The sequence below is a fragment of the Candidatus Hydrogenedentota bacterium genome (genome assembly GCA_019695095.1).
In the GTDB taxonomy this organism is placed as follows: Bacteria; Hydrogenedentota; Hydrogenedentia; order Hydrogenedentales; family SLHB01; genus JAIBAQ01.
Genome location: JAIBAQ010000092.1, coordinates 1 through 24,567, shown reverse-complemented (window position 1 = coordinate 24,567; position 24,567 = coordinate 1). Strand labels below are relative to the sequence as shown.

General features: G+C 56.5%; 17 protein-coding genes. 2 read left to right on the top strand and 15 right to left on the bottom strand.

The window, feature by feature from the left end:
- From K1Y02_15515 to K1Y02_15500, 4 genes are all read right to left on the bottom strand, one after another.
- A partial coding sequence (locus K1Y02_15515; protein MBX7257769.1) for a 23S rRNA (guanosine(2251)-2'-O)-methyltransferase RlmB occupies positions 1–185 on the bottom strand: 185 nt, incomplete at its 3' end.
- A 6-nt stretch (positions 186–191) separates the two neighbouring features.
- Positions 192–2,231: a PKD domain-containing protein gene (locus tag K1Y02_15510; GenBank protein MBX7257768.1), complete on the bottom strand. Its 2,040-nt coding sequence runs from the start codon at positions 2,229–2,231 to the stop codon at positions 192–194.
- 75 nt (positions 2,232–2,306) lie between these two features.
- Entirely contained in the window at positions 2,307–3,881 is a 1,575-nt protein-coding gene (locus tag K1Y02_15505; GenBank protein MBX7257767.1) for a GMC family oxidoreductase N-terminal domain-containing protein, read from the bottom strand.
- A gap of 135 nt (positions 3,882–4,016) precedes the next feature.
- Complete coding sequence (locus tag K1Y02_15500; GenBank protein ID MBX7257766.1) at positions 4,017–5,918, bottom strand: transketolase; 1,902 nt, start codon at positions 5,916–5,918, stop codon at positions 4,017–4,019.
- A 255-nt stretch (positions 5,919–6,173) separates the two neighbouring features.
- On the opposite strand from K1Y02_15500, the gene K1Y02_15495 reads away from it, so the two are divergent.
- Complete coding sequence (locus K1Y02_15495) at positions 6,174–8,477, top strand: hypothetical protein (GenBank protein MBX7257765.1); 2,304 nt, start codon at positions 6,174–6,176, stop codon at positions 8,475–8,477.
- Positions 8,478–9,749: 1,272 nt separating this feature from the next.
- Here the strand turns inward: K1Y02_15495 and queF are convergent.
- The 11 genes from queF to tadA form a co-directional block, all read right to left on the bottom strand.
- The gene (gene queF / locus K1Y02_15490) at positions 9,750–10,211 is read right to left on the bottom strand and encodes a preQ(1) synthase (protein ID MBX7257764.1); all 462 of its coding nucleotides are present in this window, start codon (positions 10,209–10,211) and stop codon (positions 9,750–9,752) included.
- A gap of 10 nt (positions 10,212–10,221) precedes the next feature.
- Positions 10,222–10,692: a 6-carboxytetrahydropterin synthase gene (locus K1Y02_15485; GenBank protein ID MBX7257763.1), complete on the bottom strand. Its 471-nt coding sequence runs from the start codon at positions 10,690–10,692 to the stop codon at positions 10,222–10,224.
- A 239-nt stretch (positions 10,693–10,931) separates the two neighbouring features.
- On the bottom strand, positions 10,932–11,639 hold the full coding sequence (locus K1Y02_15480; protein MBX7257762.1) for a radical SAM protein: 708 nt from the start codon (positions 11,637–11,639) through the stop codon (positions 10,932–10,934).
- A gap of 51 nt (positions 11,640–11,690) precedes the next feature.
- Entirely contained in the window at positions 11,691–12,569 is an 879-nt protein-coding gene (locus tag K1Y02_15475) for a 3-hydroxyacyl-CoA dehydrogenase family protein (protein MBX7257761.1), read from the bottom strand.
- Between the two features lie 17 nt (positions 12,570–12,586).
- Complete coding sequence (locus K1Y02_15470; protein ID MBX7257760.1) at positions 12,587–13,981, bottom strand: right-handed parallel beta-helix repeat-containing protein; 1,395 nt, start codon at positions 13,979–13,981, stop codon at positions 12,587–12,589.
- A gap of 23 nt (positions 13,982–14,004) precedes the next feature.
- On the bottom strand, positions 14,005–14,424 hold the full coding sequence (locus K1Y02_15465; protein MBX7257759.1) for a DUF420 domain-containing protein: 420 nt from the start codon (positions 14,422–14,424) through the stop codon (positions 14,005–14,007).
- 5 nt (positions 14,425–14,429) lie between these two features.
- Positions 14,430–14,987: an SCO family protein gene (locus K1Y02_15460; protein ID MBX7257758.1), complete on the bottom strand. Its 558-nt coding sequence runs from the start codon at positions 14,985–14,987 to the stop codon at positions 14,430–14,432.
- 102 nt (positions 14,988–15,089) lie between these two features.
- A complete protein-coding gene (gene cyoE / locus K1Y02_15455; GenBank protein ID MBX7257757.1) occupies positions 15,090–15,935 on the bottom strand; it encodes a heme o synthase in 846 nt (281 codons plus the stop codon).
- A 592-nt stretch (positions 15,936–16,527) separates the two neighbouring features.
- The gene (gene dnaN, locus K1Y02_15450) at positions 16,528–17,634 is read right to left on the bottom strand and encodes a DNA polymerase III subunit beta (GenBank protein ID MBX7257756.1); all 1,107 of its coding nucleotides are present in this window, start codon (positions 17,632–17,634) and stop codon (positions 16,528–16,530) included.
- A gap of 682 nt (positions 17,635–18,316) precedes the next feature.
- Positions 18,317–19,540, bottom strand: coding sequence for an anion transporter (locus tag K1Y02_15445; protein ID MBX7257755.1), 1,224 nt, complete (start codon positions 19,538–19,540; stop codon positions 18,317–18,319).
- A gap of 202 nt (positions 19,541–19,742) precedes the next feature.
- Positions 19,743–21,731: a Flp pilus assembly complex ATPase component TadA gene (gene tadA / locus K1Y02_15440; GenBank protein MBX7257754.1), complete on the bottom strand. Its 1,989-nt coding sequence runs from the start codon at positions 21,729–21,731 to the stop codon at positions 19,743–19,745.
- A gap of 236 nt (positions 21,732–21,967) precedes the next feature.
- On the opposite strand from tadA, the gene K1Y02_15435 reads away from it, so the two are divergent.
- On the top strand, positions 21,968–24,567 hold a 2,600-nt coding region (locus tag K1Y02_15435; GenBank protein MBX7257753.1), incomplete at its 3' end, for a bifunctional YncE family protein/alkaline phosphatase family protein.

Below are 24,567 nucleotides of genomic sequence, written 5' to 3'. Positions count from 1 at the left end.
GTCAGCTCGTTGAGTTTGGCCTGCGGGACGAAATCGAAGGGCACGTCCGCCTGTTTTGCGGCCGCGATAAGTCCTTCCAGGCCGCGGACCTTGGTATCGCGCGCGAGGTACAGCCGGTTGACCCGGCCCTTGTCGCGCAACGCTTCGTGCACAGCGTTCTGGCCGTAGACGACCTTCCCGGACATTTCCCCCTACTCCACGACGGCGGACACGGTCCGCGTGGTCGTCTCACCTTGCAGGTCCGTCACGGTGACGGTCACGGGGTAGCGGCCCGGGTTGGCGTAGGTGTGCTCGACGGCAACCTCCTTGGCTTTGCCGCCGTCGCCGAAGTCCCACACGACCTTCTTGATGGCGGCGCCGGGGTCGTAGGCCACGGCAAGGCCCGCGGTAAACGGCGGATCGAAGCTCACGGGCAGTCTGCCCGCCGGGGTGCGCACGATTTCCATCAGGTTGAACGCTCTCGGCTGGCCAGCCTTCAGCTTCAGCTCTTGCTCTGCCGCTTCAATGGCCAACGGGGCGCGCCCAATCAGAATATCCGCCACCGCTTTCATGGCTCCGTCGACTGCGGCGGGATCGCAATAAGCGAGGACAATCGCATCGGCGGCATCCGCCAGTTTCGGCAATATGCCCGGATAGCCGACCAGCACGGCGACCACCTTAATCCCTTTGGACTGGAAACGCTTCATGAGTTCCAGTTGGCTTTCGAGCGTGATGGCGGGACTCACGACCACGACGACCGTCTTCATGCCTTGCACGCGGTTCGTGAGCCGGTTCATCTCGAAATCATAGACCTGTCCTCCGTACTTGGCCGTGGCGATGTTTTGTTCGACGACGGCCTTCAGGGGTTTGAGCAGCGCCTCGCGCAAGGCCGACACCCCGGCCACGCCGGTCACGCCGAGCGGTGTCGAGACTTCCTTAATGAGCGGCAGCACTTTCTCATTGTTCTGAACCACCGTTACCGACTTCCGCTCCAACTCGTAGGCCTCGCGAGGCAAGGCGCTCTTCTTGGACATGGCGTCCGCCTCTTTGGGCTTGGGGAACGGATGGGTCCGAAGCTTGAATCGCTCCTTCATCTCGAGCACGCGCGTCACGGATACGTTGATCGCTTCCTCAACCAGATCGCCTTTCTCGACCGCTTGAACAACGTCATCGACGGTCTTCATTACTCGCCTGCCCGATTGAGTCCAGAGGATCATGTCGGCGCCGGCTTTCAACGCCATGATGGTCGCTTCGGAGAGGTCGTATTTGATGGCGATATCGTTGGTATCAAGCGGCCCCGCCAGCACAACGCCCTGGAAATGAAAATCGCCGCGCAGCAGTTTGTCCATCACGGCGGGAGAAAGGCTTGCCGGGAGGTTGTTCGGGTCCAGTGTCGGCACCAACGTGTTTCCCACGTGGATTATCGGCGCGCCTTGCTCGATGGCCTTTCGGTAGGGCAGCAGATCCTGCTCCATCGCCTGCTGTTTGGGAGACAACAATACCGCGGGAAGTTTGGGTTCGCGGTTGAGTCCGCCGCCGGGGAATCCCATGGGCAGGCCAATGACGCCGTTGTCATTCAGCGCTTTCAACATGACGGTTCCGCATTCGGCCACAAAGGCCGGGTCGGATCCGAGACAATTCACGGTCCCTTTAACTCCGGACAACGTCGGGGCCAGCTCAAGCGTCGGACCCAGGTGCAGATTGAATCCCATGTTTTTCAGGGAGTCCGCGGTGAACTTGGACAGACGTTGCGTCACGTCCGGATCGCCGGCCGCGGCGACGGCGAGCAGGGTCGGCGTCGTTGCGAAGTTGGGATTCGTGGCATTGCTGGTTCCACGAGGAAGGTTGTACAAGTCCGTGCCGATCAGCAGGGGGATTCCGAGCTTGGATTCCTTGCTCCGCAATGCAATGACGTATTCGGCTGCCGTGGACGGGCGCAGTATGGAAGGAATGATCACGCCGCCCGGCGTATAACGGTCCAACACGTCGCGGTCGACGGAATTGGGCGCGGGGGCTCCTTCCATGGTCACGAGCATGAGCTGCGACACACGTTGCAGAAGGCTCATCGAAGCCACCTTGGCCGCGATGTCCATTGGCGCTGCTTCGGGCGTGCCCTCTTCGGGGGGCTTGGCCGCCTTTTGTTTATCCTCCTCGGTGCGCAGGTCACCAAATCCTTTGACCGGCCTTTGTGCGTGCGCGAGGCTGGCCGTCATGCACGCAAGCGCCAGCAAGAGCACCCCGTAGGATTTCATTCGCGTTCCCCTTTGTGTGTTGCTCATACGTCGCGACGATTGTAGCAGGAACAGGCGGCCGTACCGGACCGTTTCTCAGAGACGCGCATCTTCGCGGATCATGTCCGCGCCTTTTTCCGCGATCATGATTGTAGGCGCATTGGTGTTTCCCGAGACGATCTTCGGCATGATCGAGGCATCGCATACACGCAGCCGCTCGATGCCGCGCACGCGAAGGCGGTTGTCCACAACGCTCGCGGGATTGCTGCCCATCGCGCAGGTTCCAACGGGATGGTAGAGCGTCTCGCAGGCCCGCCGCGCATACGACGCCAATGCGTCCTCGGAAACCGCATCGAGTCCAGGATGAAACTCGCGCCCGCGGTACCGCGAAAAGACGTGGTGTTGTGCAATACGACGTGCCAGCTTCAAGCCGGTTACCATGCGACGCATGTCCACAGCGGAAGAGAAATAGTTTGCACGAATCGCGGGGGCGTCCATCGGATTGTGGGATTTCAGGGTGATCGCGCCCACACTTTCCGGACAAAGCAGCGTGGTGAGAATGGAGTAGGCGTTTCCGAGGCGTGGCGTAAGGCCGTGGTTCAAGAAGTACATTGGACCAAAGAGCAATTGAATGTCAGGGCGGTCGAGATGGTCTTCGGTACGCACAAAGGCCCCCGCCTCGGCGAGGTTTGACGTCAAAGGGCCGCGCTTCAACAAGAGATACTGCGCCGCGTGAATCGCCGCATCCGCGGTGTCATACGTTCGTCCGCGCACGCATTCCGTGACGATCGGCACGGTAATATGATCCTGCAAATTCCTGCCGACACCGGGCAGGTCGTGGATGCACTCGACTCCCGCGCGCTTCAGGCTATCAGCGGGACCAATTCCAGACAACAGCAACAGGTGCGGCGAGTGAATCGCGCCCGCGGACAGAATCGTCTCGCGCTCGGCACGCGCTTCGCGCTCCTGCCCCTCGCGCAGGTATGCGACGCCGACGGCTTGCCCGCGCTCAATTAACACGCGCAGCACGTGCGCGTCTGTTTCCACAACGAGGTTCTTGCGTCCCGCCAGGGGAGTGATGAAGGCCGCTGCGGTGCTGCACCGCTTCGCACCGGATTGCGTCACCTGGTAAAGCCCTGCGCCTTCCTGTTGCGGCCCGTTGAAGTCATCGTTTCGGGGTATGCCTTCGTCCGCGCACGCGTCGATGAAGTGTCGCGACAATCTGTGCGGACTGACAAGGTCGCGCACGCCCAGCGGACCGGAAGCGCCATGCCATGCCGACGCGCCACGCTGCTGATTTTCCGACTTCTTGAAGTAGGGCAGGCACTCGTCGAACGACCAGCCTTGGTTTCCGGCTTCCGCCCACGAATCGTAGTCGCGGCGATTGCCTCGAATGTAGATCATGGCGTTGATGGAACTGCACCCGCCCATAACCTTACCGCGCGGCCAGAACATCCGGCGGCCATCCGCGCTGGGTTCCGGCTCGGTCTCACAGTTCCAGTCGTACTTTGTGCGGAATAGCTTTGGGAAACCCGCGGGGATATGAATCAGCTTCTTGTAGTCACGCGGGCCCGCTTCCAGCAGCAGCACCTTCACATCGGGATTCTCGCTGAGCCGGTTCGCGAGAACACAGCCCGCTGAACCGCCTCCGACGACGATGAAATCGTACACACCTTGCTCCCAGTCCAAACGGCAGTTGCGTCGACCAAACAAAACGCGCGATGGAGAGAAGCCCTGCGACTCCTCCCCATCGCGCGATATCTTACACGATCTCCGGCGTTCTTGGCCGCCCGGTCAAGCCGCCGGTTATTTCGCCAATTCGTGGATCGACGCGAGAATATCGTTCGGCGTCAGACCTTGGGTTGCGATCTGTTCGGTCGTGCCGCCGTTGCCGGGGCGCACAACGCCCATGTAGTCGTAGCGCGGCGAATGTCCGGCTTCCAACAGCCAGCTTCCGAACCGGCAACCGAGACCGGTCTGGCGGTTCTGGCCTTCGACTACCAGCACGAAATGTGTCGGCCCAATGAGGTCTATCGTTACCGGGTCGACCAGGTTCAACGTCGGCTTGTTAATAAGACCGACGTCGATGCCTTCGTTGCGCGCGCGTTCGACGGCATCGAGCGCCCGGTGCAGCATCTCGCCGTAGGCGACCACATAGCCGCGTTTGCCCGAACGAATCACTTCATCTTTACCGGGGACAAACTGGTAGTGATTCTCTTCCGAGAAGTACTTCGTGCCGTTTCCACGGAGAATGAAGGGCACTTTGGAACGCGTCGTGAAGATGTACCGGATGCCGGGGTCGTCCCACACGGATTCGACAATCGCTTTGAGCTGCAGCGCATCCGCCGCGAAGTACATGCGCGTGTTGTCGGCCTCTTCCAGACCGGCGTTCGCGAAGAACAAATTGATTCCGAAGTGGCAGGTGTTGTCGGCGATGTCGTCGACACCCGCGTGCGAGAAGTGGCAAATCACGTTGGCTTCGTTGAGGCGGGCCATCGTCGCTTCAGAAACGATCATTTCCAGGAAGGCCGAGAAGGTGCTGAAGATGCCCTGCTTGCCTTTCGCAAATCCGAAACCGGCCGCCGCGGAGAAGTTGCCGCGTTCCTGAACGCCGCCGTTGATGCAGACTTCGGGATAGGCTTTGCGGATGCTGTTGAGTCCCGTGGAACCTTCGAGGTCGCTGTCGACGACGAGTACTTTCGCCTTGCGCTCTTCCGGCGACATCTTCGCGAGGATGCCGTTCACAATCGTTCCGAACTCGGTCCGGTTGCTGGCGGAGTCGGTGGAGCTGCCAAGGAACGACACGCTCGTCTTCGGCACGGTAATGTTGTTCAAGTATTCGACGGCTTCGGTGTAACCGCGCTGCGTGAGGTATTCGACGGCGAAGTCTTTCTTGATGACGTCGTGGCCGCCGTGCTTGCCTTCGATGCCCGGCACGCCAGGAGCCATGAGCCGCTTGTTGATGAGAGCGACCGGGCCGTCCGTTGCCATGGCGCGCTGCATGCGCACATACAATGCCTCGAGGTTTTCGCCGTCGCCCGTGTCGACCGTCAAACCGTGGCCCGCGAGCGTCTTGCCGACGTCGTAGCCCGGAAGGTAATCCTGGGGATGACCGGAGATGGTGACGTTGTTGTCGTCAACGACCACCTTTACGTTCAGCTTCTGCGCAACGGCAAGGCGGGCGGCTTCCGCGTCGTCGCCTTCCTGTTGCGAACCGTCGCTGCCGAACAGAAAGACCGCCTTGCCCGGGTTGGCCTTGGCGACGCCGTTGATGAACGGCCACAAATGACCCAAACGGCCCGAGCTGAATTTCACGCCCAGCTTGGGATCGAGTTCGGGATGACCGAACAGCCCTTGGTTGTATTCGCGGTAGTGATACAGCTTCTCGAACGGCATCTCGCCGTTGAACGCCGACATCGCGTATTGAATGGCGACACGGTGGCCAGCTTCATCGAAGAAGGCCGGGTAAACGCGGTCGCTGCCCTTCATAAAGCAGTCGGCAATAAGGACTTCTGGGACGATGCTGTACGCACCGCCCGTGTGGCCTGCCAATCCTTTTACACCGGCGATGGCCGTGTAAAAGATGATCGTGTCGCGCACGATCTGGACGTTCTTCTGCAATTGGGCCAGCTGTTCCGGGGTCAGGGTCTTCTGGTCCGGGTCAATTGGCAAGGGTTTGTAGGCGCTGACATCGATTGGAAAACTCATGGTTCGACCCCTTCTGACAAGGTGTTTCGGTTCTGGGTGAAGCGGCGGGCCATGCCCCCGCCCGCAGAATAATCGGGGGATTATAGCAGGTAAACGGCCCGCGTCACAGTCTACGGTTTTCGTGCCCTGTGGGCTGTCATAAGAGTGGACTGGCTGGACGAGATGGACAGGACTTTGCAGTAGATCTGTAGTAGCGGTTTGTGGCGGACCATGCTACGCTCTGCCGAGAAGCAATCTAACGAGGAGAGCGCCGCTATGCTGTCCAGAAGCTGCATTTCCACATTCGTCATTGTCATTGCCTTCACCTTTCCAGTCTTTGCCGATCCCTTGCCGAATACCTCTCCGCTTGAGGTATCGGGAGACTTCGCGGCGTTGATGGTGTCCGGCATCGACGCGTACCTGTCGCGGGAGTCGGTGGAATCACCGAGGGGGCGCAACTTCTCGTCCGGACCCTTTTCTACGTTCGACTTGCCCGCGAACTGGGACCATAAGTCGCTCGACCCCTTTCGTCAGCCTCTCGCGCGATTGGTGGGGGCAAATGAGGCGCGCGACACCGGGCCCTTCGAACTCGTCACGCCTTTGGGTCAGAGCACGCCAGCCGCTACGTGCGACGCTTACGACGTCTATGCCGTGCGTTGGCGCGTCCTTCGCGATGTGTACGGCGAAGGGCTGCTGTTGGAGCCGAAGACCACGCCCATTGCATGCGTCGTGGCGTTGCCGGATTGCGATTGGACACCGGAGACGATTGCCGGGATGGTCAGCAATACACCGGCGGATCGGCAATTCGCGTGCAGGCTCGCGCAGGCCGGATGCCGAGTCGTAATCCCCACGCTGATCGATCGCAACGACACGCACTCCGGTAATCCGGACGTTCGTATGACCAATCAGCCGCATCGCGAGTATATCTACCGCGCGGCGTTCGAGATGGGACATCACATCATCGGCTATGACGTCCAGAAGGTGCTTTCGGTTGTCGACCGGTTTACCGCCGACAATGCAGGGCTGCCCATCGGCATTGTGGGATACGGTGAAGGCGGTCTTGTCGCGCAGTACTCCGCAGCGTTAGATGGCCGCATCAAGGCCTCCATCATCTCCGGTTATTTCAAGCCGCGCGAAGAGCTTTATCGCGAACCCATTTATCGTAACGTGTGGGGAATACTCCGCCAGTTTGGCGACGCTGAGCTTGTCGCACTTGCCGGTCCGAATGTGACCGTCATTGAAGCGTCAGAGCACCCACACGTCACGGGGCCGCCCCCCGCGCGCGACGGACGCAGGGGCGCGGCGCCGGGCGTCATTGAAACGCCTTCTTTCGAGGCCGTTTCCGCCGAGGTGGAACGGGCGCAAAAGGCGCGGGTCACGTTGGGTTTTGCTGCCAACATCAAACTCGTGCGCCCCGAAGAGGGCAAGATTATTTGTGATGAGTCATTGGCGATCTTTATGGAGACGCTGGGGCCATCCGTCAAAGTGCCTTCCAAAGTCATGCTTCCACAATCAATCAGTCCTCCCGTCGATCCCGACGCGCGGATGAAGAGACAAGTCCAGCAGTTGGTTGACGACGTGCAGGTGCTTGTTCGCGCAAGCGATCGCAAGCGCGCCGAATTCTGGTCCAACGCCAATCCGGCGTCTATTGCATCATGGCAAACAACCACGAAGTGGTATCGCGATTATTTTCGAAAGGAGGTCATCGGTTCGTTGCCGGATACGACTTCAGAGCCCAATCCGCGCACGCGACTCATTTACGATGAGCCGGCCTATCGCGGGTACGAAGTAATGCTCGATGTCTGCCCGGACATCTTTGCGTACGGCATTCTGCTCGTCCCCAAGGATATTAAGGACGGGGAGCGCAGGCCCGTTGTTGTGTGCCAGCACGGACTCGAAGGCAATCCGAAAGAACTGGCCGAGCCGAAGAGCGACAATGACTATTACCACGGCGTCGCGTGGAAGTTGGCCGAGCAGGGTTTTGTGACGTTCTCTCCGCAGAATCCGTACACGGGCGGCGAGTCGTTTCGTGTCTTACAACGCAAAGCGAACCCGCTGAAGCTGTCGTTGTTCTCGTTTATCACGGCCCAGCACGCGCGAGTTTTGGAGTGGTTGGGAACGCAACCGTTCGTGGACCCGTCGCGCATTGCTTTCTACGGTCTCAGCTACGGCGGTAAAACGGCGTTGCGGGTTCCCGCCCAGCTCGATGGGTACTGCCTGTCGATCTGTTCGGGCGATTACAACGAGTGGATTTGGAAGATGACGTCCGTGACTGCGCCGTTCAGCTACATGTTCACCCACGAATACGAGATGTACGAGTTCGATCTCGGCAATACGTTCAATCACGCCGAGATGACGTGGCTGATCTGTCCGCGGCCATTCATGGTCGAGCGGGGACACAGCGACGGCGTGGGAATTGACGAGTGGGTGGCGTACGAGTACGCGCGGACACGGCGTCATTACGATGCGCTCGGCCTGGGCGATCGAACCACCATCGAATTCTTCAACGGTCCGCACACGATGCACATGGTGGGTACGTTCGACTTTCTGCGCACGCAGTTGAACTGGCCTCCACGGTAATCGCGGACACGTTGTTTGAAGGCGGTGGATTCCGCGTAGACTGCAATAGGGCGCAACGCACGTTGCCGAGTAGCGCCGCGATCGCCGAGCGCGGCGTGGTGTACGTCGTGGGTCGCGAGTAAGGTGCGGCATGATGTGAACCGGAAGGCCATCGTTCGTGGGATGTAGAGTCAGCGTTGTTGTGGCGGTCGAGAGGAAACCTCCCGGTCGTGCGTGCCGACAAGTGTGTCGGCGGAATGATCCGCCTCAGCGGACAAGGAGGCCCCGCCACAACGCGAGTGGCTTGATGGGACGATTCTCGTTCTCGTACGCCGTTCTTCACTTGACTCAATTCCAGCGATTCCGCGATAAGACAAACGGTTGCCGGGATTCGACCCCAAGGGGGTCAAACATTACAGCCTAGGGCAGAGTTTGAAGGCGCGCGCCCGCGAAGCGAGGCGTGCGGCTTCAAACGGCGCCCTAGGTAACACATTACACCCGATAAACCGCCCTGAAGGGGCCGCACATGGGGATATCCGCAAATGGCGCAGTCCCTTTCCCCTTATCATGAACATCATATCGAGTGCAGCAACGGTACAGGGTGGGATTGCTGTAGTGCCCCTTCAGGGCGTTGCGATTGAACGGTTTCCTAGGGCGTCGTTTGAGATTGTTCGTTGCTTGCCCGCAACGAACAATCTCAAACTCTGCCCTAGGCTATTATGTTTTGCGCCTTCGGCGCGAAATACGCGGCGTGGTGTACGTCGTGGGTCGCGAGTAAGGTGCGGCATGATGTGAACAGGAAGGCCATCGTTCTCGGGAGTCGAACTCCTAAGAAACAAACCGTGTAAGTTGCTTTCGCCCTTACAGGGCTCACGTTGGGTGGGGGGCTGGTACCTGGGGTTTCGATTCGCGTCGGTGACGCGCATCTCACCCCAGGCTAGAGTCTGCCGTGCCTACAGCACTCAAGAAAAAAGGCTGTCCGCTTGGCTTTTTTCTCTACCACTGAAATCCGCGCACGCGCGATCCCCCGCTCAGGATGACATGAGGGCGGACCCAGAGTGTCATCCTGAGTCCGCCTCCGGCGGACGAAGGATCTGGCTTAAGCAACAATGGATAGGCAGCTATGTGCCGGAGTCTGCCAAGCCCACACCGCGCTAGCCCGGATTTCTCACGAACACACGTGAACCTCTTTCATAACCAGTGTGTTCGCGAGAAATCCTCATGGCATGACATCAAGGTCTTGCACGTGAGCAATTTGCGTCGGCGCTCAATCGCGCCGCTGCAAATTGCGGACTAGGCTCGTTTGCGTCTTGTGTACTTCGCGACCACCGTGCTGCTGAGTCCGCCGCGAGGCTGGCATTCTATGGTTATTTCCATGTTCAGCGGATCGCAGGCATGCACCAGATCGGCGAGCATTCGATTGACAAGGTGTTCGTACCAGATGCCGACGTCGCGATACGAAAGCAGGTAGTACTTCAACGAGCGGAGTTCCAGGCACAGCTTGTTGGGAGCGTACCGAATCGTCACGCGGGCAAAATCGGGCAAGCCGGAGAACGGGCACACCGACGTGAATTCGTCTGTGGTCGTCGTGATTTCCATCGGATCACCGATGTGCTTGCCCGCATATTCATACGGAAAGCACTCGAGCGCGGCTGTGTCGATGGCTTCGGGGCCGGAAAACGGCAACGTCTTGTCGAGCGCCTTGAACTGAGAGCGTACCTTTGCACTGGCATCTGTCTTTTTCTTGGACGGCATGGCAAATCCTCTATAGTCCTCGATACACGCATCGGGCTGTGCACGTCTCGGCGACGATCACGGCTTCGAGATCCGGGAAGTCTGGCGCGAGCCGCGCCCAAATCCATTTGCTGATTTGCTCGGAGGTTGCGTTCTGAAGCCCGGGAATCTCATTTAGGCACGTGTGATCCAGCTCGCGATAGACCTTGCTCAGGGCGCTCTCCAACCGGATCAAATCTTCCGCTCCAACCTCGACGCTGAAGCTGTGTCCGTGCATGCGGCTGCATTTGTGCGTCTTTGGGAGATTGGGCAAGGCATGCGCCGCTTCGAATCCGAACCGAAGGCGTTGGGGCGCCTTCCATGCCGGATCGGGCGCAAGAACGGCAGGGCAGTACGCGCACGGACCGATCACGCTCACGTGGACGTCTTTCAACACAGGCAGGGTGGGCGCAAGCCGCTCTTTGATCCAGGAGCGAACGCCTGCGATGGTCACGTCGGTCATTCCGTCGACATCATTCAAAGTTCGATGATCGAGTTGTAGAAACAAGGGCTGAAACCGGTCGGATACTTCTCCGTAGTCGACGAGCCAGCCGAGGTCTTCGCTGCATTCGCCTTCAAGGGCGACTTCAACCAGGTAGCTGTGTCCGTGAAGAGCGGGCGAATGCTCTCCTCGGGCAGTCACATGCGCGGCCTCAAACTGGAATCTCTTGAACAACTCGACTCTCATGGCGTCCTTCTTTGTTACACGCCGCGCTGTTGGGGCGGCCAGATGAATTTGTGAAGCTGTAGTTGAAACCGCACGTCCAAGCGGTCTTCGAGGATCCACTCCACAATATCTTTCGGGTCAACCGATCCGAATACCGGCGAAAACAATACTTGTTTGCACCGTGAGGGCAAATCATGGGCGCGCACGACATCGCGGCTCCATTCGTAGTCGTTGCGGCTCGCGATGACGAACTTCACTTCATCGCGCGAAGACAAGCGGGCGACATTTGTCCAATCGTTCTTTTCTGCTTCCCCGCTATCGGGACACTTGAGGTCCATGATCTTGATGACTTGATCCGGCATGCGGTCGATGGGCAGCGAGCCGCTCGTCTCGCACAGCACCGTGTATCCGTTGTCGAGCAGGAGTTGCGCGAGCGCCCCGCACCCCTTCTGTAGCAGGGGTTCGCCGCCGGTGATCTCGATGAGCGCGCAGTCGAGCGCGTCGCACTGGGCTACGATTTGATCCAGCGTCATTTTGGCGCCGCCGTGAAAGGCATATTCCGTGTCGCACCAGACACACCGGAGATTGCACCCCGTTAGACGTATGAACGTGCAGGGCAATCCTGCCCACGTGGACTCGCCTTGCACGGATTTGTAGATCTCCGTAACGGCGAGTGTCGCGGTCCGCGGATCATTGGCCGCGGGCGAGTCGGAAATCGGACTGGTGATGCGTTCTGTCGTCATTGGGTGATCATATCATGCCCATCGCAAGCGGTGCTTGTGCAGCTCGCAGGGCTAGATTGCGGACCCCAGACGCTTGACCCCGTCCCAGCGGTAGAAGCCTTGCCCTGACTTGGCCCCGAGGTTTCCGGCTTTCACGAGGTCGACCAGAAGCGCGGGCGGCTCAGGGATGCGCGAGGGATCGAGTTCGTGCATGACGCGGCAGGCATTGAGCATGATGTCGAGCCCGGCGGCATCGGCGATGGCCAATGGTCCTACACGCATATTGAAGCCGTCGCACATTCCTTGATCGATGTCTGCGACCGAACCCGCTCCTGTCTCCACAAGACGGATTGCCTCGATCGCCATAACGCCAAAGATACGGTTCATTAGGAAGCCAGGGATGTCCTGCTTCACAAGGACCGGATTCTTGCCCAGCGCGCGGATGAACTCCAGGACCCTTTGCGTTACGGCTGCGCGGGTCGCCGCGTGGGGCACAATCTCCACCAGCTTCATGAGAGGCACGGGTCCAAAGAAATGGATTCCGATGACGCGTTCGGGAGCCTTCATGTTCTCGGCAAGGCGGGTGATGGGTATTGTCGATGTGTTCGATCCCAGAATCGTGGACGCGGGGCAGATGGTGGCGAGTTGCGTCAGTACTTCGTGTTTTGCGTGGAGTTCCTCAAAGACCGCTTCGACAACGAGATCGGCGTCTGCGCACGCATCATACGTTGGGGATGGGACGATTCGGTTCAGAATGGACTTAGGAGACTCGTCGAGAAGGCCTTTTTCTGCAAGTTTGTTCAAGGACCATGCAATGGTCTTCAGGGCGCGGTCCAACTGCGATTCGCGAACGTCGACAAGCACTATGTCGAGTCTCGCTTGCGCGCAGACTTGGGCAATGCCCGTGCCCATGAATCCGGCCCCAACTACACCTATTCGCTTGAGTGTCATGAGGCGCCGTCTCCTCGTTAAGGGGTCAATTCGATATTCGAAACGCCTGCCGTGCCGGCATGGAAGAGATTGTCCGCGAAGTGCATACCTTGAGGATAGGTTGGTCCTTTCTCTCGGCCTTCTCCCCACGGGCCGACATAGACGGCATACCGGTAGCGGGGCGGTTCTTGAACGACCTTGCCTTCCACGAGAATTCCATCGCGCCCTGAACTGTAGACCATGTTGCCTTGAATCAAGACGTCGGTCAACGGCGGATTGGAGGGCAGTTGTCCTTCATACAGGGCGATGGCATAGCTTCCGCCCTGGTCTTTGGATCTGCCGCCCCAGTTCCAATACTCGTTACCATAACCGTATTCCGTGATGGTGTTGTTGGCGAGGATAGTACCGGCATCAACGTTTTGGGCGCGTTCTTTTGCGCCTTCTGTGGCCTGTTCCGCGGCATGAGATACCGCACCCGGATTAAGGAGGATTCCCCACAGGTCCACGTGGCTTATGAGGTTTTTGCTTACGGTAAGGTTGCGGCATCCGTGCGTGGCCTTGACACCTATCATGCAGTAGTCAATCACGTTTTCCGTGATGAGGGCGTTGTCGCAATGGAGATCGATGCCTTGGGCCGCGTTCCGGATCTGGTTTCCGCGCACGATGGTGTCACGGGTCACCTCCGGCGAAGTGACAACGATTGCCGACCCTTGATGCCAGTTGTCGACGTAGCCTTTCTTGAAAGCATCGTGAGCCAGATCACCTTCCTTTGAGGGATATTTGCCTTCCGTAAAGGTGCCCAGCTTGAACTTCTCCTTAGTCTCTGGTGTGGGCATCAGATTCTCTTCCAAGATGCGGTTATCGAGGAGGCTAGTCCCGGTGCTTTCATTGACCAGGATTCCCGTGCCGTCGATGGCCCAGAACGCGTATCCGTAGTGCGTTTCGCCTTCGGCGGTTCGGTCGTCGATGGCGATTCGTTTGTAGTTGAGAATCTGGCAATTGCGTACAGTGACGTCTTTGCTGGCGCGGATCTCGACCGCCGCCTCGCGCGCCCGGCAGTTGACGATCCGGACTCTGTCTATTTCCACATTGCGGCTGTCCCAGCAGAAGATGCCGTTTGACGTCGCGTCCTGGGTTCCGTCTGCTCGCGTGAGGGTAATGTTCTCAATGCGCACACCGGAAGCATGCTCAATCTCGAGGACGGGTTCGGCGGGGTTGGCTTGGACGATGCGGCCAAATCCGTAGAGACCTGTGTTGTCGGCGGCAATGCGGAGTTTCTTGTCAATGAGGTAGTCGCCGTTGGGCACGAAAATCATCTTGCCGGGATTGGCATCGATGGCAGCTTGCGGGGAGGGGTAATCCGACACGGATTGCGCCAAGGAATTTGCCGAGAGCACAGCGTAGATAGAAGCAACGACGACGAATCGGCGCATGGTTCCTCCTCGAAGCAGTTGACTTATTGAGGAAGCAGATAGAGCATCAGATAGATAAGGACGCCCGTGACGGAAACATACATCCAGATAGGCCAAAGCCACTTCGTGATGCGGGTATGTGCGGTGAAATTGCCTTTCAACGCGAACCAAACGGCCGCAAGAATAAAGGGAGTCATCAGGGCGGCCAGTGGAGTGTGGCTGAGAAGGATGAAGAAATAGAGGGCGCGCAAAATGCCCTGACCCTGGTATCGCGTGATGCCAACTGCCGTGAAGTGATAATAGAGGTAGCAGGTAAGGAAAGCCGCTGACGATAGCAGGGCCATGAACATGAATTGCTTATGTTGTTCAACGCGGCGTGAACGTATAGCTCGCCAACCTAGAATGAGAAAAACACCGGCCAGCCCGTTGAGGGTTGCGTTGATGGTGGGTAGCAGCGGCGGCATGCGGGTTAATTCGCCAGGAGCGAGCGAATGTCTTTCGCACACCTCTCGACATCGGTTTCGTCCATGCCGTCGTAGTAGCCGCGAATGGTGACGTCGGCGTCGATCAAAACAAAACGTTGACTGTGGGCCATAGGTGTTTCTGGGACTCCCACTTTCAGTCCATCCACGCCCGCCATGCGGTGAATTTCGGCAATGGGCCCAGTCAGGAACTTCCACTGCGCGGGATTGGGCGTATGATTCTTGGAGTACTCGGCGAGAACTGATGGGGTGTCAACTTCGGGGTCTACGGAGAAAGAAACGAAACGTATGCGGTCGTCGTCTTTGAAGGCACTCTGAAGTTTGGCCATGTTCGACGACATGACCGGACATGCACCCTGACAGGAAGTAAGGAAGAAGTCGGCGACCCAGATCTTCCCCTGCAGTTCATTCAATGAATAGGGGCTGTCGGCTTGGTCGCGCAAGGTGAACGATGGGACTTTTGCGATAGGTTCCAGGTAATCCGAGGACGACCCAGAAGATTTCTCCGCGAGCATGGCTGTAAGGGTCAATGCTACGAGCAGCATAAAAACTGCAAAGACGAGTGAGTACCGGCGCGACTTCATGACTGAGAATAGACCTTTAGTGTAGTGCAAAGAACCACGAAAATCAGATGTAGATCCCATAGTCTAGATCGAAAAGTCTAAAACGATCAATGCCAGCAGCAATGGGAGGTATAGGACAGATACCTTCAAGACGCGGCGAGCATCGACTGTCGATCCGGTACGAACGAAGGGAAAACAGGATGCGAGCATCATGAGGCCAAGGAGGAGCGCGCCAAGAAAATAGAGAAATCCCGATAGTCCGATGACGTATGGAAGAAGGGACACGGGAATTAGGAGGCCTGAGAAGAAGAGTACTTGCCGGAAGGTGCGTTTTCCTTGAGGATCCCGGACCGGCAGCATTTCAAAGCCGCCTTTTCGATAGTCATCCTTAAAAATCCAGGCAATGGAGTAGAAATGGGGTTGTTGCCAGATGAATAGAATGAAGAAAAGGACCCATGCCCCCGGATCAATTTGCCCTGTAGCGGCTGTCCACCCGCCCATCGGAGGAAGCGCCCCAGGAATGGCTCCCATCAAGGTGTTAAGCCAGGAGACTTTCTTCATGGGGGTATAAACAAGGACGTATAGGAAGGCTGTAAGCAGGGCCAGGAACGCCGTGAGTAGGTTCACTTTCCACATAAGAAGCACGACGCCGCCCAGGACCATATACTCGCCGTAGACCAGTGCATGCATGGGTGGCACTTGGCCGGAGGGAATAGGCCTGTTGCGGGTCCGATCCATGCGCGCATCCGAGTCGTATTCCATGTAGTGGTTCAAAGCACCGGACCCGGCGGCCGTCATAGCTACGCCAAGAAGGGTATAAAACAACGCTAGAAGTGACTCAACCCCGTGGAAACCCATGCCACCCATATAGAAGCCGAGAGCAGCCGTCACGAGTACGAGGGTAACTATACGGGGCTTGGAAAGCTCCAAATATGCTTTCCAGGGGGATGTCATTCGCAAAGAAGAAGTTAGTGTAGCCATAGTGTTACCAGTAAACCTTGCTCGGGATGTAACAATCCCTGTTTTGATTTAATGCCCAGCAAAAGTGTGAAAGCGGATAGTTGAAGGGATAAAGGTAGTGAAATTGGTGAACTCTTCAATATCTTGAAGTGGGGAGTAAAAGGTAGTTCTTCACAACTTATCCACAGTGTTAAAACTAATCTCTTGACAGGATTTTCCAGAGAAGGTCAAAAAACAGGAAAGATAGGGTTAAATGGGTCCTTAAAGTTAAGCTATTTATTTTCAACTATTTATATATCTAGTTAGGAATAGACAGGGAGATATTTGGGAAGTTCACCTTTGAAAGAAAAACAAGTCGAATCTTCTTATAGAAGGCTTTTCACAAAGTTCTCCACAGTGAAAATAGAACGTGCTATAGACGGTGATCCACAACATCTTGTGGCATGGGCTATTTGGCTTTTGTGAGGAACTGCGAAGTGTGCGCCAGTACTTGAACATAATTAGAACGACCCACGGAATCGAAAAATCCCGTGGGTCGTGTAAGTGTAATAAATAAAGGTAGTTAGATACGAATTGGCATAATCACGTTCAGATAGCCTTCCGAACGCTCTCCATCATAGGGCTTAATCAAGCCGGGACTGGTACCGTCCTTAAGAACAAGACAAATCTTCTCCGTATCGATGCGGCGCAGCACCTCAAGAATGAAGTCGGGGTTAAACGCGATCTCAACCGCGGACCCTCGGAAATCAACGGGCATGTCTTCTTCGTATTCACCAACCTCGGGAGTGACCACTTGAAGGGTCAACGTCTCTCCCTCAATGGAAAAACGCACGGAATTGAACTTCTCATTGGTCATTGTCCGTGTACGGCGCACGGCTTCCAAGAAGGAAGCGGTATTAAGGACCGCTTCTTTGTCGTGTTTCTTGGGAACAACCATATCGTAGTTTGGAAAGGACCCTTCAATGAGGGCAGTCACCAAACGAATGGATGCAAACGAAAAGGCAGCTTGTGTTTCGTCAATATAGACGTTGACCTCGCCCTCATCACCCAGCAGACGTTCCAGTTCGGAAATCATCTTGCCGGGAATGATGACCTTCACACTGACGCTCTCAGGGATACCTTCCGATTCCGAGCAGAGACTCATACGACGGCCATCAGTCGCCACGACCGTAAGTTTGCCGTCATGGATTTCACACAACAACCCGGTAAGGTTGTAGCGAGCCTGATCCGAGCAGATGGCAAAACTTGTCTTCTGAAACAGCCGCTTCAACAAACGCTGAGGCAGTACCAACGGCTCGATGTTATCAAAGGAACGAATCGGCGGGAACTCATCCGCGGCCATACTGAACAGCTTCGTATGAATACGACCACTATCCAGCGCAATGACACTGTTACTGCCAAGCGTCAACGTCAAATCACCTTCGGGCAATTCTGCCAGAATAGAAGCCAGACGTTGAGAAGACACCGTCAATGCACCTGCTTCTTCAACCGTGCAATCAACGCTGCATTCGATGCTCACCTTTAAGTCGGTAGCAGTCAAACGCACTGCTCCGTCCCTTGTCTCCATCAGGATGTGAGAGAGAATGGGCAATGCCGATTTCGGTGAGACAACGGTCTTTACCTTGTTGACGGCATCAAGTAAGGCTTGGCGAGAAATACTGATCTTCATCCTTGGCTCTCCGCGTGAGTCCTTCTGTGGATGTTTTCGACATCATATACTCAATAGATTATTTAGATCTATCGTCATACTAACAGTAGTCGTGTTTATATTGAGCAAAACTCATGTAAGTAATCCGTAGATAAAGACTTATCCTGTATAGGAACTTGTGGATAAGTTCTACGTGGGATTCAAATTATTCAGAACACCGTTCATAACTGGTGTTGTTTGGAGTCTTTGCTGTGAATCACTGGGGATACATAGCGTGAATTATCAACAAAAAGCGCCGGGTTATTGACAGCTCATTCCACGGCGATTGTTTCACACGGCTGACCGAGTTTTCCACAGCCTTTTTTGCTTCAAATTTAACGACTTAGGTACAGATCAAGAAAGTTGTTCAGATTCTGTGGAACGCTAGGTATGCGTTGTTTTCAGAACCCCGACATATTCACTTAAGTTGTTTATATTAAAAGGTTTAGAAGGAACTTCTAGGTTTTCTATTCGCCACTTTCTTCATCCATAACCTAAGTAGCGACAGATACTTGTCCTTGCCAGACCCCCGGATGCGCCAATGCTTTCCATATCTCTTAGAACGCGTTTTCCACAGGTTATCAACACTTGGAGAGATTGGCCATCGCGACGAGCAATGCTAACAGAGGGTTGGTGTAAAAGGCAAGGTGAATTGAGGGGGTGCTCACGAAAGAAAGAACGGCATACTCCAAATCCAGATGGCTGTAATGAGTAAGGAAACGAGTGTAACTGGTACCCCTACTTTAAGATGGGTAAACCACGAAATCTGAATTCCCGCGCGTTGCGCTTGTTCAACAACGATAAGATTGGCGATGCTCCCAACGAGGATGAAGTTCCCGGCAAGGGTACTGGTGAGCGCCAGAATCAGGCCTGCTGACGGATGATCTGAAACATGCAGGAGAAGCATGACCGCGGGTACGTTTGAAACGAGGTTGGAGAGAATGGGCGTCGAGATAAAAAGTGGCAGTGGTTGAGTTAGATCAATGTGAATAGACTGGAAAACTCTAAGGAGTTCTTGAACGTAACCAGCTCTCCGGATTCCGTCATTAACGATAAACAATCCCGCAAACAGAACCAGCAGGTGCCAATCCACTAGGCCAAGCATCCTGCGTGTGGCCATTTTACGGCTCATTAGGAGAAGTCCGGCGGCAGCCAAAGCGAGGACTTCTCGCGGAAATGGCAGGACCAGGAACGAAAACACAAGGGCTCCGAGAATCATTAGTCCTTTAAGACTCTGCCAACCGTGAAACGATGTTCTATCGGAGACGGCGGTTTCTAAAGGCGCGTTCCATTTTCCTTTATATACGAGAGTCAGAAATACCCATGTAAACAGAAGGCTGGCGATGACAGGAACGAATGCTTGTAGAGAGTAGACAGCAAACGAGAGATTGAGATACTGGCCTATCAACATATTCTGCGGGTTGCCAATCAACGTGGCTGCCGATCCAATATTGGATGCACAAGCCAATCCAAGCAAGAATGGATAGGGATTTTGGCGGCGGTGTGTACAACTATCGATCAAGATTGGAGTCATCGCCAGGCAGATTATGTCGTTGCATAATAGTGCCGACAGCACCGCGGCTGCGGTCATGATAAGACCAAGTAAATACGGCGGAGTCAGATCGACCTCGGCGATGCTCCGCGTCAACTTCGAATAGAAGCCCCCAAGCCGCAATTGCGCGGATACCACCATGAGTCCGAAGAGAAGGCCCATGGTGGGTATGTCTATCGCGTCCCAGGCCTCTCTGGAATTGACTGCGCCGAAGCTGAGAAGAAGAATCGCGCCCAAGAGCGCCACCCCGGTTCGGTCAAGCGCAAGACGGGGTATGCCGCCGAGCATCATTCCGGCATATACGAAAAGAAAGACAGATAACTCCAAGTAGGGCATGAAAGCGTTTACAGGAACCTCCTAGAAGAAGATGAAGAGAATGACGCGCATGACTTCACAGTGACGATGATGGATAGAAACACGTTTCAACGGCACACAGCAAGCCAGACGCACTTTACAGGTGCGTTGTCTACGCACTCTTTGATCTGGAAGAAGTGCAGATCTGTAGCTCACCGCGGTGATGTGAGCATTTGAGTCTTGCCTACGTGCGAATTACGCGCAGGAACTCCTCGGGCGCTACGACTCCGTCCTTCACCTTTGAACGGCATCGATCAGCCATAGTCTTCAATTTCGCGGCTTTGACGATCTGTTCCGTGGGCACGTCTTCGGCAATCATCTTTCGTATGGAATCGGTGATCTCGATGATTTCAAAGATGCCTGTACGGCCTTTGTTGCCCGTGTGGTAGCAGGAATCGCAGCCCTTACCGCGATACAACTTCTTTGTTGTCTCCGGCAACCGAAGCGATTTCAGGAGGGCCTTCGTTGGCGTAAACGCTTCGCGGCAGTCGGGACAAATCTTCCGAACCAAGCGTTGTGCCACGACACACGTCAGCGCGCTTGAGATCAAATACGATGGAACTTGCATGTTGCGAAGTGTCGAGATGGCTTCAGGCGCGTCGTTGGTGTGAAGCGTGCTGAATACCAAGTGACCTGTCATCGCGGCGCGTATGGCGATGCGCGCGGTGTCCGCATCGCGGATTTCGCCAACCAGCAAGACGTCGATATCCTGGCGCAGCGCTGCGCGCAGGGTTGCCGCGAAGGTCATTTCGATGTCAGCGTCGATCTGAACCTGGTTGATTCCGGACATCTGGTACTCGACCGGGTCTTCCAGAGTCACGATACTCTCAGTCAGCGCGTTCTTCTGATTCAGCGCCGCGTAGAGCGTTGTGGTCTTGCCGCTCCCGGTAGGACCTGTGACGAGAATCATTCCATAGGGCTGATTGATTGTGCGTATAAGCACCGCTTCGTCGTCAGGATCGAGTCCGAGATCTTTGATGCCCGAGAGCACGGTGGATTGATCCAGCATGCGCAGCACGACGCGTTCTCCGAGGAACGTTGGCAAGGTCGCAACGCGCACATCGAATTCGCGATCTTTGGTTTCGATGCTGATGTGACCGTCTTGCGGGCGGCGCGTTTCGGTGATATCGAGATCGGACATGATCTTGATACGGGAAATCACGGCCGGCTCGATATCGGGTGCGATACTCATCACGTCGTGAAGAATACCGTCGATTCGATAGCGCACGCGCATTTCGGGTTCTTGCGGGTCAAGGTGAATATCCGTGGCCCCGGAGTTGACCGCGCCTTCGATGATGGTAGACACCAATTTGATTACGGGCGCGCCTTCTGCCTGCTTGGCGATCTCGTCAAAGCGTCGCTTTGTGTCTTTTGATTCGTCGACCGTTGCCACGCTCTTGTTCTCCTCATGTTTTGCCGCCTCTTTGGATTGTTTTGCTTTGGAAGCGGCGCTTTCTTTCGGGGCCTTCTTGCCGGTGCTTGGCGGTTCGACGGGTGGCGGGGCCTGTTGTTTTGCAGGGGCCTTGCCCGCAACGTTTCTTGTACCCGCATAGCGGGCCTTGATCTCTCCTTTGATGTCATCGCACGAGGTCAATATTGCATGTACGCGTTTGCCGAGAATCACCGCGAGATCGCTGAGCGTATTCCGCTGTTGCGGATCGGCGATGAGTACGGTCAGGCGATCGCCGTCCAGCGAGACAGGTATCATGCGATGACGCAACGCCAGGCTTTCTGGAACCGATTCGAGCGCATGGCGGTCGCTTGGAGATTCCGCTAGCTGGGTGAATTCGATGCTGTGTTGTTTGCTCAGGGCAATTGCGATCGCGTGGGACGTAACAACTCCTTTGGCCAACAGAATCTTGCCGAGGAGTTTTCCCGTGCGGGCCTGTTCTTTGAGCGCTTCTTTAAGTTGTTCTTCGGTGATCGCTTTTATGTTGACGAGCATGCGACCGAGACTCTCGTCTTCAGTGCGCTTCGACTGCGAGTGAAACTCGTAGCGCAGCGTCTGATCGAGGGTTTCGTAGGAGAGCGTGCCCATCTGCAGAAGCGTGCGGTACCAGGGTACGCCGGTTCGCTTTTCGCGCGCCTGCGCAGCCGCGAGGTCTTCGCGGGAGATGGCGTCGCTTTTGATGAGTGCATCGGCAAGTAAGGACTGGTTCTGCTCATCGGCCATGAACGGAAGTCTCCTCTTGGACGGATCGGACGCGTCAAACAGAAGATGATTGCGCGCCACATTATAGAGAGCGATAGAGATTCCGTAAAGAGAATCGTGCGCGGAGCGAATGAGTGATAGTGTTGTGGGTATTCGAAGGGGGTCTTGTGCGTTGCGATCCGGCGGGGTTTTGAGGCAGTCTTGGAGTTCGCCTCTTATTGGGGGCTGTGAGGCACGGTATAGAAGGACTCGGTATTATGAAGACACTACTGGCTCGTTGCGCGTGGTTGGTTCTTGCGGCGTTCCTATCCTTTTCCTTGAGTCACGCCGACAATGCGGTGATGCACTCGCCTTCCGGTGAACGGTACACGGTACAAGACCTGGGCGGGACGACGATTCTGCCGAACGGGAGGCTCATCACGCCGACGGGTCCCATGATCCGGGTACAACCCCACCCATACGGGTTGACCATGAGCCCGGATGGGCGATGGGTGGTCGCCGCGTGCAGCCAGGGCCCTCAGCTTTCCATTTTGGATGTGTCCAATCCGGCGGAACCCAAGGTGACCTCCATCCCGGAAGAAGGTGCGGACGGCAAGGGTGTCCTGGATGCCACCTTCATGGGGTTGGCCGTGGATTCGGACAAGAACGTGGTTTACGTTGCCGGGGGTGGCGACTGGAGCGTGATGGCATTTGACCTCGCGACGCGGTCCCGGTTGTTTCGTATCGATTGCGCGCATACGGTTGGCGAGGAGACCTTTCAGTACGGATATGTGGGCGACCTTCGGCTATCTCCTGATAAATCAACTATTTACGCGGTCGATCAGTCCAATTTCCGCCTGCTTATCGTAGATATAGCCACACAGAAGGTGGTCCGTTCGGTCGCCGTTGGGCGCTACCCGTTTGGGGTCACGCTATCCCCGGACGGGAAGCGCGCGTACGTTGCCAACGTGGGGATGTTCGAGTACGCCTATATCCGGGATAAGGCAGGCCGCCAGGCCGCCCTTCACTTTCCGCCCTATGGGGTGCCGTCCGAGGAGGCCGAGGAAGGGTACGAGCGCGAGGACCTCGTGGTGCCAGGGCTCGGAGACCCGAACGACATCCGCGGGATGTCCGTCTGGACGATTGATGTGTCGAAGCCGGGCAAGGAGCGTGTAGTTGGAAAGACCAAGACCGGCCATCTGGTGGGCGAGCAGTTGGAGGACTTTCCGGCTGTCGGCGGGAGCAGTCCCAACTCCCTCGTGGCGACGGACACGCACGTGTACGTATCCAACGGGAGCAACGACAGCATCACCGTTATCAAGGCGAAGTCGGGAAAGCGCGAGCGGGACATAGAGATGGTTCTAGCCCCGGAGGCGAAGAAGCTTCGCGGGATGATTCCGTTTGGGGTGGCTTTGTCGCCGGATAGCCAACGCCTCTATGTCTGCGAGGCGGGCATTAACGCGATTGGCGTGATACGGCTCTCGGATCGGAAGGTACTGGGCCATATCCCTACGGCGTGGTTCCCGAGCAAGATCGCGGTGTCGCCGGACGGCAAGCGCCTATATGTGGCGTGTGCGAAGGGGATCGGTTCGGGTCCGAACGCGGGACCCAACCATAAGGAAGGTGACCCGACAGGGATCGGCCAACTCATGCGGGGGTACATCAATATTATTGACGTGCCGGAGTCGGACGAAGCGCTGAAGGCGTTGACCGACAAGGTGATTGCCAACAACGTCAGCATTGTCCGGCGCAGTGACGATGCGCGTCCGAGCGGGCACCCTGTGCCGCCATCGCCGAAGGCCTGGGCGAGTCCCATAAAGCACGTGATCTACGTGACCAAGGAGAATCGGACATACGACGAGGTCTTTGGCGCGTTGCCGGGCGGGCGCGGCGATGCGGAGTTGTGCCGGCTTGGACGGCCCATCGATGTTTCGAACAAGGACAACACGAAGACCGTGAAGGATGTGGTGTTGATGCCGAACCACGTTGCCCTCGCGAAGCGGTTTGCCATCAGCGATAACTTTTATTGCGATTCGGATCATTCGATTGATGGGCATCGGTGGCTGGTGGGGACGTATCCGAACGAGTTCATGGAAACGCGCATCGGCGAATCGGCGAAAGGTTCTGGGCCTGGCAACTTCCTGTTTGTGGGTTCATCGGGCGCCGTGTACCCCGATGAATACAACGAGGGCGGGGCCATCTGGGAACACTTTGACCGCGGCAAGATTCGGTTCCGGAACTATGGTTTGGGATTCGAGTTCAAGCCGCAAGACGAGGAGCAGGAGTATAAGGACACGGGAATTCGGCTGCCCATTAATTATCCGTTGCCGAAACCGCTGTTCGAGAACACGTCGCGCGAGTTCGCCACCTACAACACGAACATCCCGGATCAGTTCCGGCTCGATCGGTTTGAGCAGGAGTTCCGTGAGCGGTGGCTCTCCGGGAAGGAGCCTTTTCCGCAGGTCATCACGATGATGCTGCCGAACGATCACGGCGCCGGCGAACGGCCCGACGACGGGTATCCGTTTTGGGGATCCTTCATGAGCGACAACGACCTTGCGTTGGGGCGCTTGGTCGAGCTGATCAGCCACAGTCCGTTCTGGAAGGAGACGGCGATCTTCGTGACGGAAGACGATGCGCAAGGCTACCGGGATACGGTGGACGCGCACCGGTCCATTTGTATGGTGATTAGTCCGTATTCGAAGGCGGGACATATCTCGCACACGCACGTGAGCATGGGGAGCATTCTCAAGACGATGTTTCTAATTCTCGGTCTGCCCGCGCTGAATCAGTACGACGGATTTGCTTCGGATCTGAGCGATGCGTTTACGGTGGATGCGGCTAATGCCGAGCCGTACAACGCGCTGCCGGTGAACCC